This window comes from Sandarakinorhabdus rubra, from assembly GCF_010994245.1.
In the GTDB taxonomy this organism is placed as follows: domain Bacteria; phylum Pseudomonadota; class Alphaproteobacteria; order Sphingomonadales; family Sphingomonadaceae; genus Sandarakinorhabdus; species Sandarakinorhabdus rubra.
The window spans coordinates 1-14,296 of sequence record NZ_WMHO01000046.1; the positions used below are offsets into that span (position 1 = coordinate 1).

13 protein-coding genes and 1 pseudogene are annotated in these 14,296 nt (G+C 69.1%); 6 read left to right on the top strand and 8 right to left on the bottom strand.

From position 1 onward, the window contains the following. The 8 genes and pseudogenes from GJV64_RS04590 to GJV64_RS04625 all read right to left on the bottom strand — a co-directional run. Positions 1-485: pseudogene (locus GJV64_RS04590) on the bottom strand (gephyrin-like molybdotransferase Glp); the annotation flags it as partial. Next, positions 482-952 carry a cyclic pyranopterin monophosphate synthase MoaC gene (gene moaC, locus GJV64_RS04595; protein ID WP_164156102.1) on the bottom strand — a complete coding sequence of 157 codons (471 nt, stop codon included), beginning with the start codon at positions 950-952 and terminating at the stop codon, positions 482-484. The pseudogene GJV64_RS04590 and the gene moaC, both read right to left, overlap by 4 nt. Beyond that, complete coding sequence (gene trpC / locus GJV64_RS04600; RefSeq protein ID WP_164156103.1) at positions 949-1,752, bottom strand: indole-3-glycerol phosphate synthase TrpC; 804 nt, start codon at positions 1,750-1,752, stop codon at positions 949-951. The genes moaC and trpC overlap by 4 nt, the downstream gene beginning before the upstream one ends. Further along, positions 1,749-2,732 carry an anthranilate phosphoribosyltransferase gene (gene trpD, locus GJV64_RS04605; protein WP_164156104.1) on the bottom strand — a complete coding sequence of 328 codons (984 nt, stop codon included), beginning with the start codon at positions 2,730-2,732 and terminating at the stop codon, positions 1,749-1,751. The genes trpC and trpD overlap by 4 nt, the downstream gene beginning before the upstream one ends. Then, positions 2,729-3,331 (bottom strand): anthranilate synthase component II, encoded by a 603-nt coding sequence (locus GJV64_RS04610; RefSeq protein WP_164156105.1) that lies wholly within the window; start codon positions 3,329-3,331, stop codon positions 2,729-2,731. Before GJV64_RS04610 ends, trpD begins: the two co-directional genes overlap by 4 nt. A 46-nt stretch (positions 3,332-3,377) precedes the next feature. Next, positions 3,378-3,662 (bottom strand): DUF427 domain-containing protein, encoded by a 285-nt coding sequence (locus GJV64_RS04615; RefSeq protein WP_164156106.1) that lies wholly within the window; start codon positions 3,660-3,662, stop codon positions 3,378-3,380. Positions 3,663-3,673: 11 nt separating this feature from the next. Then, on the bottom strand, positions 3,674-5,194 hold the full coding sequence (locus tag GJV64_RS04620; RefSeq protein ID WP_164156107.1) for an anthranilate synthase component I family protein: 1,521 nt from the start codon (positions 5,192-5,194) through the stop codon (positions 3,674-3,676). A gap of 4 nt (positions 5,195-5,198) precedes the next feature. Beyond that, positions 5,199-7,106, bottom strand: a complete 1,908-nt coding sequence (locus tag GJV64_RS04625) for a peptidylprolyl isomerase (protein ID WP_164156108.1) — start codon at positions 7,104-7,106, stop codon at positions 5,199-5,201. An 88-nt stretch (positions 7,107-7,194) separates the two neighbouring features. On the opposite strand from GJV64_RS04625, the gene tpiA reads away from it, so the two are divergent. The 6 genes from tpiA to GJV64_RS04655 form a co-directional block, all read left to right on the top strand. Next, positions 7,195-7,914 carry a triose-phosphate isomerase gene (gene tpiA, locus GJV64_RS04630; protein ID WP_164156109.1) on the top strand — a complete coding sequence of 240 codons (720 nt, stop codon included), beginning with the start codon at positions 7,195-7,197 and terminating at the stop codon, positions 7,912-7,914. A gap of 68 nt (positions 7,915-7,982) precedes the next feature. Continuing rightward, positions 7,983-8,315 (top strand): preprotein translocase subunit SecG, encoded by a 333-nt coding sequence (secG, locus tag GJV64_RS04635; protein WP_164156110.1) that lies wholly within the window; start codon positions 7,983-7,985, stop codon positions 8,313-8,315. 6 nt (positions 8,316-8,321) lie between these two features. Continuing rightward, entirely contained in the window at positions 8,322-9,596 is a 1,275-nt protein-coding gene (locus GJV64_RS04640) for an MFS transporter (protein ID WP_164156111.1), read from the top strand. 84 nt (positions 9,597-9,680) lie between these two features. After that, positions 9,681-11,309 (top strand): CTP synthase, encoded by a 1,629-nt coding sequence (locus tag GJV64_RS04645; RefSeq protein WP_164156112.1) that lies wholly within the window; start codon positions 9,681-9,683, stop codon positions 11,307-11,309. Further along, positions 11,306-11,998 (top strand): type I pantothenate kinase, encoded by a 693-nt coding sequence (locus GJV64_RS04650; protein ID WP_164156113.1) that lies wholly within the window; start codon positions 11,306-11,308, stop codon positions 11,996-11,998. Before GJV64_RS04645 ends, GJV64_RS04650 begins: the two co-directional genes overlap by 4 nt. 113 nt (positions 11,999-12,111) lie before the next feature. Continuing rightward, positions 12,112-14,296, top strand: a 2,185-nt coding sequence (locus tag GJV64_RS04655) for a TonB-dependent receptor domain-containing protein (RefSeq protein ID WP_164156114.1), incomplete at its 3' end; no start/stop codon positions are given.

Sequence of the window (14,296 nt, forward strand, 5' to 3'; positions counted from 1 at the left end):
GCCGCCGCCAGCCCGAGCTGGGGCGGGGCAAGCCGCGTGCCTGCCGCCAGCAACAGGTCGCCGGCGGCAAAGTCCTGACCGGCCTTGCGGATATGGGCACCCTCGCGCGGTGGGCCCTCACCGACCAATCGAGCGACCCGGCCCTCGCGCGCCACCTCTTCCTGCACCACGATGGTGTCGGCACCATCCGGCAGCGGTGCGCCGGTAAAGATGCGCACCGCTTCGCCCGGCCCCAGCGTGCCCGCCCAGCCATGGCCGGCGGCGCTCTCCCCCACCAAGCGCCAAGGCTGGTGAAGATCGGCCCAGCGAATCGCATAGCCATCCATGGCAGCGGCAGCGAACGGCGGTTGGGTGAGGCGGGCGACCAGCGGCTCGGCCAGCACCCGGCCGGCGGCCTCGCTTACCGGCACCCGTTCCGAGCCCAGCGGGCCGGCGCCGGCCAGCAGCTGCTCAAGCGCTGCCGCAAAGGGCAGCAAACCGCTCATTCAGCGACGAAATCGCCGGAGCGCCCGCCCGACTTCCTCAGGAGGCGGATGCCCTCGATGCGCATGGCGCGGTCCAGCGCCTTCGCCATGTCGTAGACGGTGAGCAGGGCCACCGACACCGCAGTCAGCGCCTCCATCTCCACACCGGTGCCGTGGGTGGTGGCCACCGTCGCGGTGACGCGAATGCCGCCGGCTTCGATGACGAGATCAAGCGTGACCGCATCGATCGGCAGGGGGTGGCAGAGCGGGATGAGATCGGCGGTGCGCTTGGCGGCCATGATGCCGGCAATGCGCGCGGTGGCCAGCACGTCGCCCTTCTTCACCGCCTGTTCGGCGATGGCCGTCAACGCTTCTGCCGCGACATGGATGAAGCCTTCCGCCACCGCCTCGCGGCGGGTCGCCGGCTTGGCGCTGATGTCAACCATGCGCGCGGCGCCGGAGGCATCGAGATGGGTGAGCCTGTTCACGCCGCCAGCCCCAGCAGCTGCCGGGTCGCGGCCGTCACGTCGGCCTGTCGCATCAGGCTTTCGCCGACCAGGAAGGTGCGGATGCCAACGCCCGAGAGCGCCACCAGGTCGTCATGGCCGGTGAGCCCGGATTCGGCCACGAGCGTCCGCCCCGGCGTATCGGAAAGTTCAAAACTTGTCTGAAGAGAAACATCCAATGTCTTCAGATTGCGGTTATTGATGCCCAGCAGGGGGGTTTTCAACCGCAGCGCCCGGTCGCGCTCTTCGGCGTCGTGCACCTCGATCAGCACGTCCATGCCCCAATCCTGCGCGAGCGTCTCCAGTTCGGCAGCCTGGGTGTCCGACAGCGCGGCCATGATCAGAAGGATGGCATCGGCGCCGATCGCCCGGGCTTCCACCACCTGGTAGGGATCGACGATGAAATCCTTGCGGATCACCGGCAGCGACACGGCGGCGCGCGCCGCCTTCAGATAGTCGTCGGAGCCCAGGAACCAGCGCTCCTCGGTCAGCACGCTGAGGCAGGCGGCGCCGCCGGCGGCATAGGCTCGGGCGAGCGCGGCGGGGTCGAAATCGGCGCGGATCAGGCCCTTGGATGGGCTGGCCTTCTTGCACTCCGCGATCAGCGCGAAGCGCCCCTCGGCATGGGCGGCATGGATGGCGCGGATGAAGCCGCGCGGTGGATCGGCGGCGCGCGCCGCGGCCTCCACTTCGGCCAGCGGCACTTGCGCCTTGCGGGCGACATAAAGGTCGCGCTTGTGGGCGACGATGGTGGCCAGAGTGTCGGTGCTTGTGTCGGTCATCGAAAGGCAATCCAGCGGGCAAGGATGTCAGCGGAGGCGCCACTGTCAATGGCGGCGGCGGCCTCGCGCACGCCGTCGGCCAGGCTGAGGCCGGGGCGCACCACCGACAGGGCAGCGGCGGCGTTCAGCAGCACCATGTCGCGATAGGCGTCGCGCTGGCCGTTCAGCAGCGCGGTCAGCCGCTCGGCATTGTAGGCCGGTGTCCCGCCCTTCAGCGCGTCGTTAGGGTGGCGTTCGAGGCCGGCGTCTTCCGGCGTCAGCGTGCGCGGGCTGAGCACGCCGCCGGCCAGCGCGACGGCCACCGTCTCGCCCGAGATCGCCACTTCGTCAAAGCCCTGGCCGTGCACCACCAGCGCCGCGCGGCTGCCCAGCGCCTTCAGGGCCTCGGCCATCAGCGGCACGGGCTGGGGTGCAAACACGCCCATCAGCTGGCGGTCCACCCCGGCCGGATTGCACAATGGCCCCAGCAGGTTGAAGATGGTCCGCTGGCCCAGCGCCTTGCGCACCGGGGCGACGCGCGCCATCGCCGGGTGGTGGCGCGCGGCGTGCAGGAAGGTGATGCCGACCTTTTCAAGGCATGGCCCCAGCCGGTCCATCGGCAATTCCGGCACGCCCAGCACCATCAGCACGTCGGCGGCCCCGCTGGTGGAGGAGGCGGCGCGGTTGCCATGCTTGGCCAGCTTGACGCCGCACGCCGCCACCACCAGCGACACGGCGGTGGAGATGTTGAGGCTGTGCATGCCATCACCGCCGGTGCCGCAGACATCCAGCGCATCGACCGCCACGAACGGGCGGATGGCGCGCGCCCTGAGCGCCCGGGCGGCGGCCACCACCTCTGTCACCGTCTCACCGCGGTCGGCCAAGGTGACGAGGAAGCCGGCCAGCGCCTCATCGGCCACCTTGCCGTCGAAGATGGCGGCAAAGGCCTCGGCCGCCGCGCTGTCGTCAAGCGGGCGCGCGGGATCCGGCAGCAGGCTCATGCGGCGACGGGCAGCTTGGGCTTCAGGCCGGCCAGCGCCATGAAGTTGCCCAGCAGCCGGTGGCCATGCTGGGTGGCGATGCTTTCCGGATGGAACTGCACGCCGTGCAGCGGCAGCTCGCGGTGGTGCATGCCCATGATCAGGCCATCGGGGCTGTGGGCGTTGACCACCAGATCGGCCGGCAGCCCGGCCTCGCGCACCACCAGGCTGTGATAGCGCGTCGCTTCGAACGGGGAGGGGATGCCGGCAAAGACGCCCGTGCCATCGTGGGTGATGGCGCTCACCTTGCCGTGCATCACCTGCGGCGCTCGCTCGACAATGCCACCAAAGGCCTGGCCCAGCGCCTGGTGGCCGAGGCAGACGCCGAACAGCGGCGTCCTGGTTTCGGCAGCGGCGGCAATCAGGGCGAGGCAGATGCCGGCTTCGTTCGGTGTGCAGGGGCCCGGGGAAAGCAGGATGGCCTCGGGCTGCATGCCCATCGCGTCCTGCGTGGTGAGCGCGTCGTTGCGTACCACGATCGTCTCTGCCCCCAGCTCGGCCAGGTAATGGACGAGGTTGAAGGTGAAGCTGTCATAATTGTCGATGACGAGGATGGTCATGGCGCGGGCCTTAGCGGTTCGGGGCGGCGGCGTCATCCGGCATCGGTCAGCCAGTGACAACGACTCCCTTCCAGAACGCCAGCCGGCCCTTGATCTCGGCGGCCGCCGGCTTGGGATCGGCATAATACCAGACGGCGTCCGGATTCTCGGCGCCGCCCACCACCAATGTGTAATAGTTGGCGAGGCCCTTCCAGCCGCACACGCTGGTGGTGGCGCTGGGCTTCAGCAGCGCCGGATCCACTGCATCGGCGGGGAAATAATGATTGCCTTCGACGATCACCGTATCGTCGCTGCTGGCGATCACCTGGCCGTTCCACATCGCGGTCGCCATCCCGGCTTCTCCTACTGCCCGTACTGCGCCTCGCCGGCGACCGCGATCGCTTCGCGGGCTGCGGTGATGAGGGCTCCGGCCTTGGCCTCGCATTCGCGCTGCTCGTAATCGGCGACACTGTCGGCAACGATGCCGGCGCCGGCCTGCACATGCATGACGCCGTCCTTCACCAGTGCTGTGCGCAGCACGATGCAGCTGTCCATGCTGCCATCCGGCGCGAAATAGCCGACGCCGCCGGCATAGGGCCCGCGCCCGGCGCCTTCCAGTTCGGCGATGATCTGCATGGCCCTGACCTTGGGCGCACCCGATACGGTGCCGGCCGGGAAGCCGGCCAGCATGGCCGCCACGGCATCCACGCCATCGGCCAACCGGCCCTGCACGTTGGAGACGATGTGCATGACATGGCTGTAGAATTCGACGAAGAACTTGTCCGTCACCTTGACCGTGCCGGGCACCGACACACGCGCCGTGTCGTGCCGGCCGAGATCGAGCAGCATCAGATGCTCGGACAATTCCTTGGGGTCAGCCAGCAGGCTGTCGCGGTTGGCGGCATCCTCGGCCGCGTCGCGGCCGCGGGGGCGGGTGCCGGCGATCGGCCGGATCGTCACATTGCCATCACGCACCCGCACCAGGATCTCCGGCGAGGAGCCGACCAATGCGAAGCCCGGCAAATCGAGGAAATAGAGGAAGGGCGAGGGGTTGATGCGCCGCAGCGCCCGGTAAAGCGCGATGGCCGGCAGCGGGAAATCGACGCTGAAGCGTTGCGACAGCACGACCTGGAAGATGTCGCCGGCCAGGATATACTCGCGGGCCCGGTCCACCATGGCGGCGAAGCGCTCGCGCGGCATGTGGTGGCGCACCTCGCCATCGGGCAGGGTGTCGGGGCTGGCAGCAACGCCCGGCGGCAGCGCCTGACCCAGCCGGCGCGCGGCTTCCTCGATGCGTTCGCAAGCGGCGCTGTAGGCGGCATCCGGGCTGCAGGCCGAAAAGATCGGGGCGACGATGAACAGCTCGTCCTTCAGCCGGTCGAATACCAGCAGCAGGGTGGGGCGCACGAACACCATGTCGGGCACGTCCAGTGGGGAGGGGCCGGCATCGGGCACGCTGGGCTCCACCAGCCGCACCGTTTCATAGCCCATGTAGCCCACCAGGCAGGCCAGCGCCGGCGGCAGGCCGGGGGGAACCTCGGCCCGCGCCTCGGCAACCAGCGCGCGCAGGGCAGCCAGCGTGTCGCCGGGCACGGTTTCGAAGGCGCTGCGGTCCTGCTGCCAGCGGCGGTTGATGCGGCTTTCGTTGCCGCGGGCTTCCCACACCAGATCAGGATCAAGGCCGAGCAGCGAGTAGCGCCCGCGCACCTGGCCGCCTTCCACCGATTCGAGCAGGAAGCCGCCGGAGCCTTCGCTGCCCAGCTTCAGCATGGCCGACACCGGCGTTTCGGTATCGGCCACCACCTTTGCCCACACCAGCTGGGCCTGCCCTGCCGAAAGGGCGGCCACCGCGCTGGCGCGGTCCGGGCTGATGGGGGTCGCCATTGGCTTACTGGGCGCCGTCGCCGGACAGGCGCTGGCGCACGGTCCTGATCGTCGCGGCGTTGCGGTCAACACCCACGGTCGCCATGCTGGCCTTGGCCAGGCCTTCGGCCATCTCTCCAGGCAGGCTGCTGCCCACCTCGCGGCGGCTGGCCTCGATCAGGCCGGGCTGGCTGGCCGGATCACCGGGCACGATGCGATCGACATGCACCAGCACCCAGCCGCCGGGCCCGGCCAGCGCCTGCGTGGCACCCGCCGGCGCATCGAGGAACGCCCGCGCCATGGCGGGCACCTGGCTCTGGCCAATGATGTCGAGCCGCCTGCCGTTGATCGGGCGCGGCGGGGCGAGGCCGGCGTCGGCAACGGCTTTCGCAAACACCGTGCCCTTCTTCACTGCTGCCAGCACGGCATCGGCCTTGGCGCGCGCGGCTTTCATCGCCTTGTCCTGTGCGGCGCCGGCCATGGCCAGCGGCAGCACGTCCTTCAACGGCGGCGGCGCGGCGGGCAGCACGCTGGTCGTTTCAATGACCACCAGACGGCCGTTGCCAAGGTCTTCCACCACCGGGCCATCAGCGGGTTCATGCTTGAAGGCGCGCGCTGCCAGCAGGGCGCGGTCGCCGGTCAGCGGCGGCGCGGCCCCCTGCGGGCCGGGGACGGCGCGGCCCTGTTCGGTCACCGGGGCCTGCGTGGCAATCGCCAGCTTCAGCTCGGCCGAAAGATCGGCAAAGCTCTTGCCGGCCTCGACACCGTCCTCGATGCGGGCGACCTGATCGGCCAGCGCATCATCGACGGCGCGGTCCTTCAGTTCGGCTTCGATGGCGCCGCGCACCTGGGCCAATGTCTTGCCGGCGCTGCCGACGCTGACGGCGCGCACCACGTGCCAGCCGAATTGCGACTTGATCGGCGCGCTGATGCCGCCGGCTGGCAGCGCGAATGCGGCCTTGGCAACCTCGGGGCTGGTCGCCTTGGCAAAGGCCGGCTCGCTCTGGCTGCCGAGCGCGATGTCAGCCGCTTCGAAGCCGGCAATGGCCCTGGCGGCAGCGGCAAAGCCGTCTTTCGCCGCTGCTGCCGCCAGCGCCTTCGCCTTGGCTTCGTCGGGCAGCACCACCTGTTCCAACACGCGGGTGGGTGCGGCGCCATATTTGGCCGGGTCCTTGGCGAAGGTATCGGCGATGGCCTTTTCCGGCACGGTCACGCTGGCGGACAGGGCGTCGCGGTCGAGCGTGGCAAAGCGGAAGCCGCGCCGTTCGGGAATGGTGAAGCGCTGGCTGTTGGCCTTGTACCACGCGGCGGCTTCCGCTTCGGTGGCCGGGCCGGTCACCGGCGCCGGCACCAGCGCCACCGCGCCCTGGTGGCTGTCCACCAGCAGCCGGGCATAGAGCTCGGCCACGCTGTCGGGCACCAGCAGCGCGCCGGTGATCGGCTTGATCAGCTGTTCGCGTACCAGGTCGCCACGCAGCGACTGGCGCAGCCGCCGGTCGGTGAGGCCCTGCTGCTTCAGCAAGCGGTCATAGGTGGCCTGATCGAACTTGCCGCCGCTCTGGAAGGCGGGGATGGCGGCAATGACCCGGTCCAGCGCCGCGTCCGAGACGCCCATCCCGGCTGCGGTGCCCATTTCCTCCATTGCCGCCTGGCCGATCAGCTGAGTGGCCATCAATTCCACCACGCCCTGCCGCGCGGCTTCGGCCTGGGTCATGGCGGGGTCGCGGGCGCGTGCCTCGCGCACCGTGCGGTCGATGGCCTGCAGCAGGTCAGGTTCGGTGATGGTGCGCTCGCCCACCTGCGCCACCGATCCAGCGGGCGCGCTGCCGCCGAACGGATCGCTCACCCCGGTGACGGCAAAGGCCACCAGGATCAGGCCGAACAGGGCAATGGCAGGCCAGCTGGTGAGATAGCGGCGAATGAAACTGATCATCGAGGGTCCGGCGGGTTGCGCAATCGCGCCGCTTGTAACGAGGCGCATCGCTTGCCACAAGCGCGGCCACAGCCACGAAGGACACTGTATGCCCGCACTCATTGTCGGCAACTGGAAGATGAACGGCCTGGGCGAGGACATCGCCGAGATCGCCGCAATGGCCGGCGCAGGTGCTGGCAGTCTGTGGATCGCGCCGCCCTTCACGCTGATCGACCGGGCGGTGATCGTTTCGGCCGGCGCCCTCACCATCGGCGGGCAGGACTGCCACGCGGCCACCCACGGCGCCCACACCGGCTGCGTGTCGGCCGCGATGCTGGCCGATCTGGGCGCCGGCTTCGTCATCGTCGGCCACAGCGAGCGGCGGCGCGACAATGGCGAGCGTGATGAGGATGTGCGCGCCAAGGCCATGGCCGGGCAGGCCGCGGGGCTGCAGGTGATCCTGTGCATCGGCGAGACGCGTGCCCAACGCGACGCCGGCGACACCGAGGCCGTGCTGGCCGCCCAGCTCGACGGCTCGTTGCCCGACAATGCCGACGCGCTTATCATCGCATATGAGCCGGTGTGGGCGATCGGCACCGGCCTGACGCCCACGCTGGCCGACGTGGCGGCGGCCCACGCCTTCATCCGGCAGCGGCTGGCCGCCCGCTATGGCGGGGCGGGGCACGGCGTGCGTCTCCTCTATGGCGGATCGGTGACACCGGCCAACGCGGCTGACCTGCTGCGAGTGGAAGAGGTGGGCGGCGTGCTGGTCGGCGGCGCCAGCCTGACGGCGCAGAGCCTCCTGGCCATTGCCGCTGCCGCACCCTGATTGCACCGCCCCCCGTTCCTCTGTAAGGGCAGGCTAATTCTTTCCTGCCAACCGAAAGCCCGTCTCCGGTGATCACCTTCCTGCTTGTCCTCCATGGCCTGATCACGCTGGCGCTGGTCGCCGTGATCCTGCTGCAACGCTCCGAAGGCGGGGCGCTCGGCATCGGCGGCGGCGGTGGCGGCGGCCTGATGACGGCACGCGGCGCGGCCAACCTGCTCACCCGTTCCACCACCATCCTGGCCACGCTGTTCATCGGCATGTCGATCCTGCTGGCCGTGCTGGCCGCTGGCACCAACAAGGCGCGCGTGATCGATGCCAACGCGGTGGCCCAGCCCGCTGGCCCGGCGGCGCCGGCGCCCGCTGCCCCGTCGCTGCCCGGCGGCGTGCCGCTGGCGCAGTAACGGCGCTTGTCGGGGGACAAGTCGCCAAGCCAGGCCCGCCAGATTTTCGGCGGCGCCGCCGGCAATCTCGTCGAATGGTATGATTGGTACGCCTATTCGGCGTTCGCGCTCTATTTCGGTCCGCGCTTCTTCCCGCCCGGCGATGACCTTGCCGCCTTCCTGAACACCGCCGCCATCTTTGCCGTGGGCTTCCTGATGCGCCCCATCGGCAGCTGGCTGCTGGGCGTGTGGGCCGATCGCCGTGGCCGCAAGTCGGCGCTCACCCTGTCGGTGGCCATGATGTGCTTCGGCTCGCTGATGATCGCGGTGGCCCCCACCTATGACGAGGTCGGGCTGGTGGCGCCGGCCATCTTGCTGCTGGCCCGGCTGGTGCAGGGCCTGTCGGTGGGCGGCGAATATGGCGCGTCCGCCACCTTCATGAGCGAGGTGGCGCAGGCGAAATGGCGCGGGTTCCTTGCCAGCTTCCAATATGTGACGCTGGTCGGCGGGCAGCTGATCGCGCTGGCGCTGCTGGTGCTGCTGCAGGCGGTGATGGACGAGGGCACGCTGAAGGACTGGGGCTGGCGCATCCCCTTCGTGGTCGGCGCCCTGTGCGCGGTGCTGGTGTTCTGGCTGCGCTCCGGCCTGGTCGAGACCGAGGCGTTCGAGAAGGCGCGCGCCAACACGCAAGACGGCAGCCTGATGAAGCGCCTGATGGCCCACCCCCGCCAGCTGCTGATCGTGCTGGCGCTCACCGCCGGTGGCAGCCTGTGGTTCTACACCTTCACCACCTACATGCAGAAATATCTGGTGCTCTCCGCCGGCTGGTCGAAGGAGGAGGCGACCTCTGCTTCGGCCATCGCGTTGCTGCTCTACATGGCGATGCAGCCGCTGTTCGGCGCGCTGTCCGATCTTGTCGGGCGGCGCACGCTCCTGATCTCGTTTGGCGTCATGTCGGCGCTGGCCACGGTGCCGGCATTGGATGCGCTGGGCCGCGCCCAGCCGGGGCCCGGAGCGATCGCGCTGCTGGTCGGCTGCCTGGCCATATTGTCCTGCTACACGGCGATTTCCGGCGTGGTGAAGGCCGAGATGTTCCCGGCCGGGGTGCGCGCGCTGGGCGTTGGCCTGCCCTATGCACTGGGCGTCGCCATCTTCGGCGGCTCGGCCGAATATGTGGCACTGGCCTTCAAGAACGCCGGGTTCGAGCGTGGCTTCTTCTGGTATGTCGCCATCATGGCAGCGGTGGCCCTGCTGGCGGCGCTGGCCATGCCGCACCGCCAGAGCCTGATCGAAACGGATTGAGCCTCCTCATCCACAGGCAATTGCGGCTCGACCGTTCGCGGGGGCTGGCGCTGGCGGCCCGAGTTGGCGTAGGGCTTTTCTCCCATGACGCGGTATATCTTCATCACCGGCGGCGTGGTCTCCTCGCTCGGCAAAGGCCTCATGGGCGCCTCTCTGGCAGCGCTGCTCCAGGCGCGCGGCTACAAGGTGCGCATCCGCAAGTTCGATCCCTATCTGAACGTCGATCCCGGCACCATGAGCCCCTACCAGCACGGCGAGGTGTTCGTCACGGACGACGGCGCCGAGACCGACCTTGATCTGGGCCACTATGAACGCTTCACCGGCGTGGCCGCGAAGAAGACCGACAACATCACCTCCGGCCGCATCTATTCCGACATCATCGCCCGCGAGCGCCGCGGCGAGTATCTGGGCGCCACCGTGCAGGTGATCCCGCACGTGACGGACGCCATCAAGGCCTTCGCCCGCGCCGACACCGAAGGCCTCGATTTCGTGCTGTGCGAGATCGGTGGCACGGTGGGCGACATCGAGAGCCTGCCCTTCATGGAGGCGATCCGCCAGATGGCCGCCGATGTCGGCCGCGCCAACTGCTGCTATATCCACGTGACTTTGGTGCCCTATATCGCGGCGGCCGGCGAGCTGAAGACCAAGCCGACCCAGCATAGCGTCGCTGAGCTAAGGGGCATCGGCATCCAGCCCGATGTGCTGGTCTGCCGGTCCGAACATCCGCTGCCCGAAAGCGACCGCGCGAAGATCGCGCTGTTCTGCAACGTGCGCAAGGAAGCGGTGATCGCCGCGCTGGACGCCGAATCCATCTACGAAGTGCCGCTGCAATATCATGGCGAGGGGCTGGACGATGAGGTGCTGCACGCCTTCGGCATCACCGATGCGCCGTTGCCCGAGCTCAGCCGCTGGCAGGACATCGCAGACCGCATCAACAATCCCGAAGGCGAGGTGACGATCGGCGTCGTCGGCAAATACACCGGCATGAAGGACGCCTACAAATCGCTCACCGAGGCGCTGGTGCACGGCGGACTGGCCAACCGCGTCAAGGTCAACATCAAGTGGCTGGACGCCGAGGAATTCGAAGGCGCCGATGTCGCGGCCCGGCTGGAGCCGATGCACGGCATATTGGTGCCCGGCGGCTTTGGCGAGCGCGGCAGTGAAGGCAAGATCGCCTCGGTGCGCTTTGCCCGCGAGCGGCGCGTGCCCTTCTTCGGCATCTGCCTTGGCATGCAGATGGCCTGCATCGAGGCGGCGCGCAACCAGGCCGGCATCACCGACGCCTCCACCACCGAATTCGGCCCCACCCATGAGCCGGTGGTGGGCCTGATCACCGAATGGATGAGCCCGGAAGGCCGCCAGCGCCGCGAGGCCGGCGGCGATTTGGGCGGCACCATGCGGCTGGGCGCCTATCCGGCGGCGCTGGCCCACAACAGCATGGTGGCCAGCCTTTATGGCGACACCAGCATTCAGGAACGCCACCGCCACCGTTACGAGGTCAACGTCGCCTATCGCGACCGGCTGGAGCATGAGGGCCTGATCTTTTCCGGCATGTCGCCCGACGGCCTGCTGCCCGAAGTGGTGGAGCGGCCGGACCATCCCTGGTTCATCGGCGTGCAGTTCCATCCGGAGCTGAAATCCAAGCCGTTCGATCCGCATCCGCTGTTCGCCGGCTTCATTGCCGCCGCCATGGCCCAAAGCCGGCTGGTGTGACCCCTATCGCGCCAGCCGATCTGGCGGCGCGCATTGCCGCCCGGCGCCGGCCCGGCGAAACGCTGGTGGCCGGCATCACCGGCGCGGTGGCGGTCGGCAAGACGACGCTGGCCCGGCAACTTGCCGAGGCGCTGCCGCCGATTGTGGAGATCGTCTCCACCGATGGATTCCTGAAACCCAATGCCGTGCTGGAAGCCGAAGGCCTGATGCTGCGCAAGGGCTTTCCGGAAAGCTTCGATGCGCCCGCGATGGCGGCGGCGCTGGCCGGCCTCAAATCCGGCCCGGTGACGGTGCCGGCCTATTCCCACAGCATCTATGATGTCGATCCGGCCGCCGCGCGCACCATCGCTGCCGCCGATATCGTGCTGGTGGAGGGCCTGGGCCTTGCCCCCGACTCGACAGGCCGCCGCCCGCCGCTCGACCTCCTCCTCTATATCGATGCCGACGAGGCTGATGTGCTGGGCTGGTTCCTCGCCCGTTTCATGGGGCTCTGGCAGGCGGCCGCCGATGATCCCACCAGCTTCTATGCCCGCTTCCGCCACATGAGCGAGGCGGAGGCGCGCGATTTTGCCATAAGCGTGTGGAACGGCATCAACCGGCCCAACTGGCTGGAGCATATCGCGCGGGCGAAAGCGGTGGCCGACATCGTGGTGAAGAAGACCGCGGGGCATGGCCTGATCCTCGTCTAGCCGCCAGCTGCGGGGGGAATGCCTCCCTGGGCCGTAGTCATTGCCGCACCGGATTTCCGCAACGCTGCAATGCGGTTAGGGGTCCGCCGCCGCTTTGCCCGAAGGAACCTCGCTTGCTGCGCCCCGCCCCGACGATGCTGCTCCTTCTCGGCACTGCTGCCCAGCCGCTTGCCGCCCAGACCACCCCGGCTCAGGTGCAGACAGCCCAGATTGCCGAGGTCGAGGAGGAAGAGGTCACCGTCACCACCACCCGCCTGCCGGGCCAGGTGGTGGGCGACATCAAGCCGGAACTGGTGCTGGGCGGGCAGGAACTGCGCGCCATCGGTGCCGGCTCGATCGCCGATCTGCTGGTGGAACTGGCGCCGCAAACGCGGTCTGGGCGCGGTCGCGGTGGCGGTGCGCCGGCGGTGCTGCTGAACGGCAAGCGCGTGTCGGGATTTGCCGAGATCCGCAAGGTCCCGCCCGAAGCCATCGCCCGCGTCGAGGTGCTGCCCGAGGAGCTCAGCCTCAAATATGGCTTCCGCGCCGATCAGCGGGTGATCAACTTCGTGCTGCGCCCGCGCTTTGCGGCCGTGACCGGCGAACTGGATGTGGGCGGGCCGACTGACGGCGGCCGCTTCTCCACCGAGGTGGAGGCCAATCTGTTCAAGCTGAACGGCGGCACCCGCACTTCCATCGAGGCCGAAGTGCGCATCGACACGCTGGTGACCGAGAACGAACGCCGCATCACCACACCGCCACAGAGCCGCCCGCTGGCCATCGGCGGCAACATCAGCGCGCTTCTGCCCGGCAGCGAGATCGACACGGCGCTGCCCGACGTCACCACTCTGGGCGTGCCCGCCGGCATCAGCAACCCCACGCTGGCGCAGTTCGCCGCCGCGCCGGTCAACGAAACCGATATCCGCCCGTTCCGCAGCCTGCTGCCCGACACGCGCACGGCCAGCCTCAACGGCACGCTGGCCGGCTCGCTGGGCCAGCTTGCCGCCACCATCACCGGCGGCATCGAGCGCAGCGACAGCCGCAGCCTGCAGGGCCTGCCCGCCGCTAACCTGACGCTGCCGGCCGGCAATCTCTTCTCGCCGTTCGGCGCCGACGTGGTGGTGAGCCGATATGCCCCCGATCCGCTCACCCGCGAGGCCGACAGCTGGTCGAGCCGGCTGGGCACGGTGCTGGATGGCAATTTCGGCGGCTGGCGCTGGAACCTCACCGGCAACTGGACCCATGCCGAAAGCCGCACCCGCATCGATCGCGGCTTTGACCTGACGGGCGTGCAGGCGCAGATCCTCTCGGGCAGCCCCACCACCTCGCCCTATGGCGATGCGGTCTTTGCCGGGGACCGCCTGACCGACACCGCCAGCAGCAACAGCGACAATGCCAGCCTCGACCTGCTGTTGAACGGCAGTCCGCTGAAGCTGCCGGCCGGCGCCGTGGGCCTAGCCCTGAAGGCGCAGGTGCAGCACCTGTCGCTCGACACGCGCTCGCTGCGCGCCGGCCTTGCCACCAGTGCTGATCTGGCCCGAACCCAAGGCAATTTCCAGGCCAACATCGATCTGCCGATCGCCAATGCGCGCGACAATGTGCTGTCGTTTCTGGGCCGGCTGACGCTGAACGCCAACATCGCAGCGGACACGCTGTCGGATTTCGGCACGCTGATCACCTGGGGCGCCGGCGCCAACTGGGAGCCCACCAGCGGCTGGAGCGTGATTGCGAGCTTCACCCGCGAACAGGGGCCACCCTCGGTGGGCCAGCTCGGCGACCCGGCCATCATCACGCCCAACGTGCGCGTGTTCGATTTCATCCGCGGCGAGACGGTGGACATCACGCGCCTGGATGGCGGCAACCCCAACCTCGCCAACGACACGCGCCGGGTGTGGAAGCTGGGCCTCAACATCAAGCCGATCGAGGCGACCGACCTGGTGTTCAACGCCAATTTCGTCGACACCCGCATCGAGGACCCGATCGCCGGCTTCCCGACCGCCACCGCCGAACTGGAAGCCGCCTTTCCGGAGCGGTTCCTGCGCGATGATGCGGGCCGCCTGCTGCAGATCGACAACCGGCCGCTGAACTTCGACTATTCACAGCGCACGGAACTGCGCTGGGGTTTCACCCTGACCCAGGCGCTCAAGCCCACGGCCGCCGAGCGGTCGGCAGCAGAAAAGCGGGTAGCCGATCTGCGCGCCCGCGCCGCTGAGGCCCGCCGCACCGGCCAGCCGTTGCCTCCGGAAATCCGCGCCCTGTCGCGCAACCCGTTCGGGTTGACGCCGGGTGGCGGGCAGCGCCCGCCGGGCCCGCAGGGGG

Coding starts and splice junctions, on each gene's coding strand:
- GJV64_RS04620 (WP_164156107.1), bottom strand. CDS start 5,194: ATGGCGACCCCCATCAGCCCGGACCGCGCCAGCGCGGTGGCCGCCCTT.
- GJV64_RS04625 (WP_164156108.1), bottom strand. CDS start 7,106: ATGATCAGTTTCATTCGCCGCTATCTCACCAGCTGGCCTGCCATTGCC.
- GJV64_RS04645 (WP_164156112.1), top strand. CDS start 9,681: ATGACGCGGTATATCTTCATCACCGGCGGCGTGGTCTCCTCGCTCGGC.
- trpD (WP_164156104.1), bottom strand. CDS start 2,732: ATGAGCCTGCTGCCGGATCCCGCGCGCCCGCTTGACGACAGCGCGGCG.
- trpC (WP_164156103.1), bottom strand. CDS start 1,752: ATGACCGACACAAGCACCGACACTCTGGCCACCATCGTCGCCCACAAG.
- GJV64_RS04610 (WP_164156105.1), bottom strand. CDS start 3,331: ATGACCATCCTCGTCATCGACAATTATGACAGCTTCACCTTCAACCTC.
- tpiA (WP_164156109.1), top strand. CDS start 7,195: ATGCCCGCACTCATTGTCGGCAACTGGAAGATGAACGGCCTGGGCGAG.
- GJV64_RS04615 (WP_164156106.1), bottom strand. CDS start 3,662: ATGGCGACCGCGATGTGGAACGGCCAGGTGATCGCCAGCAGCGACGAT.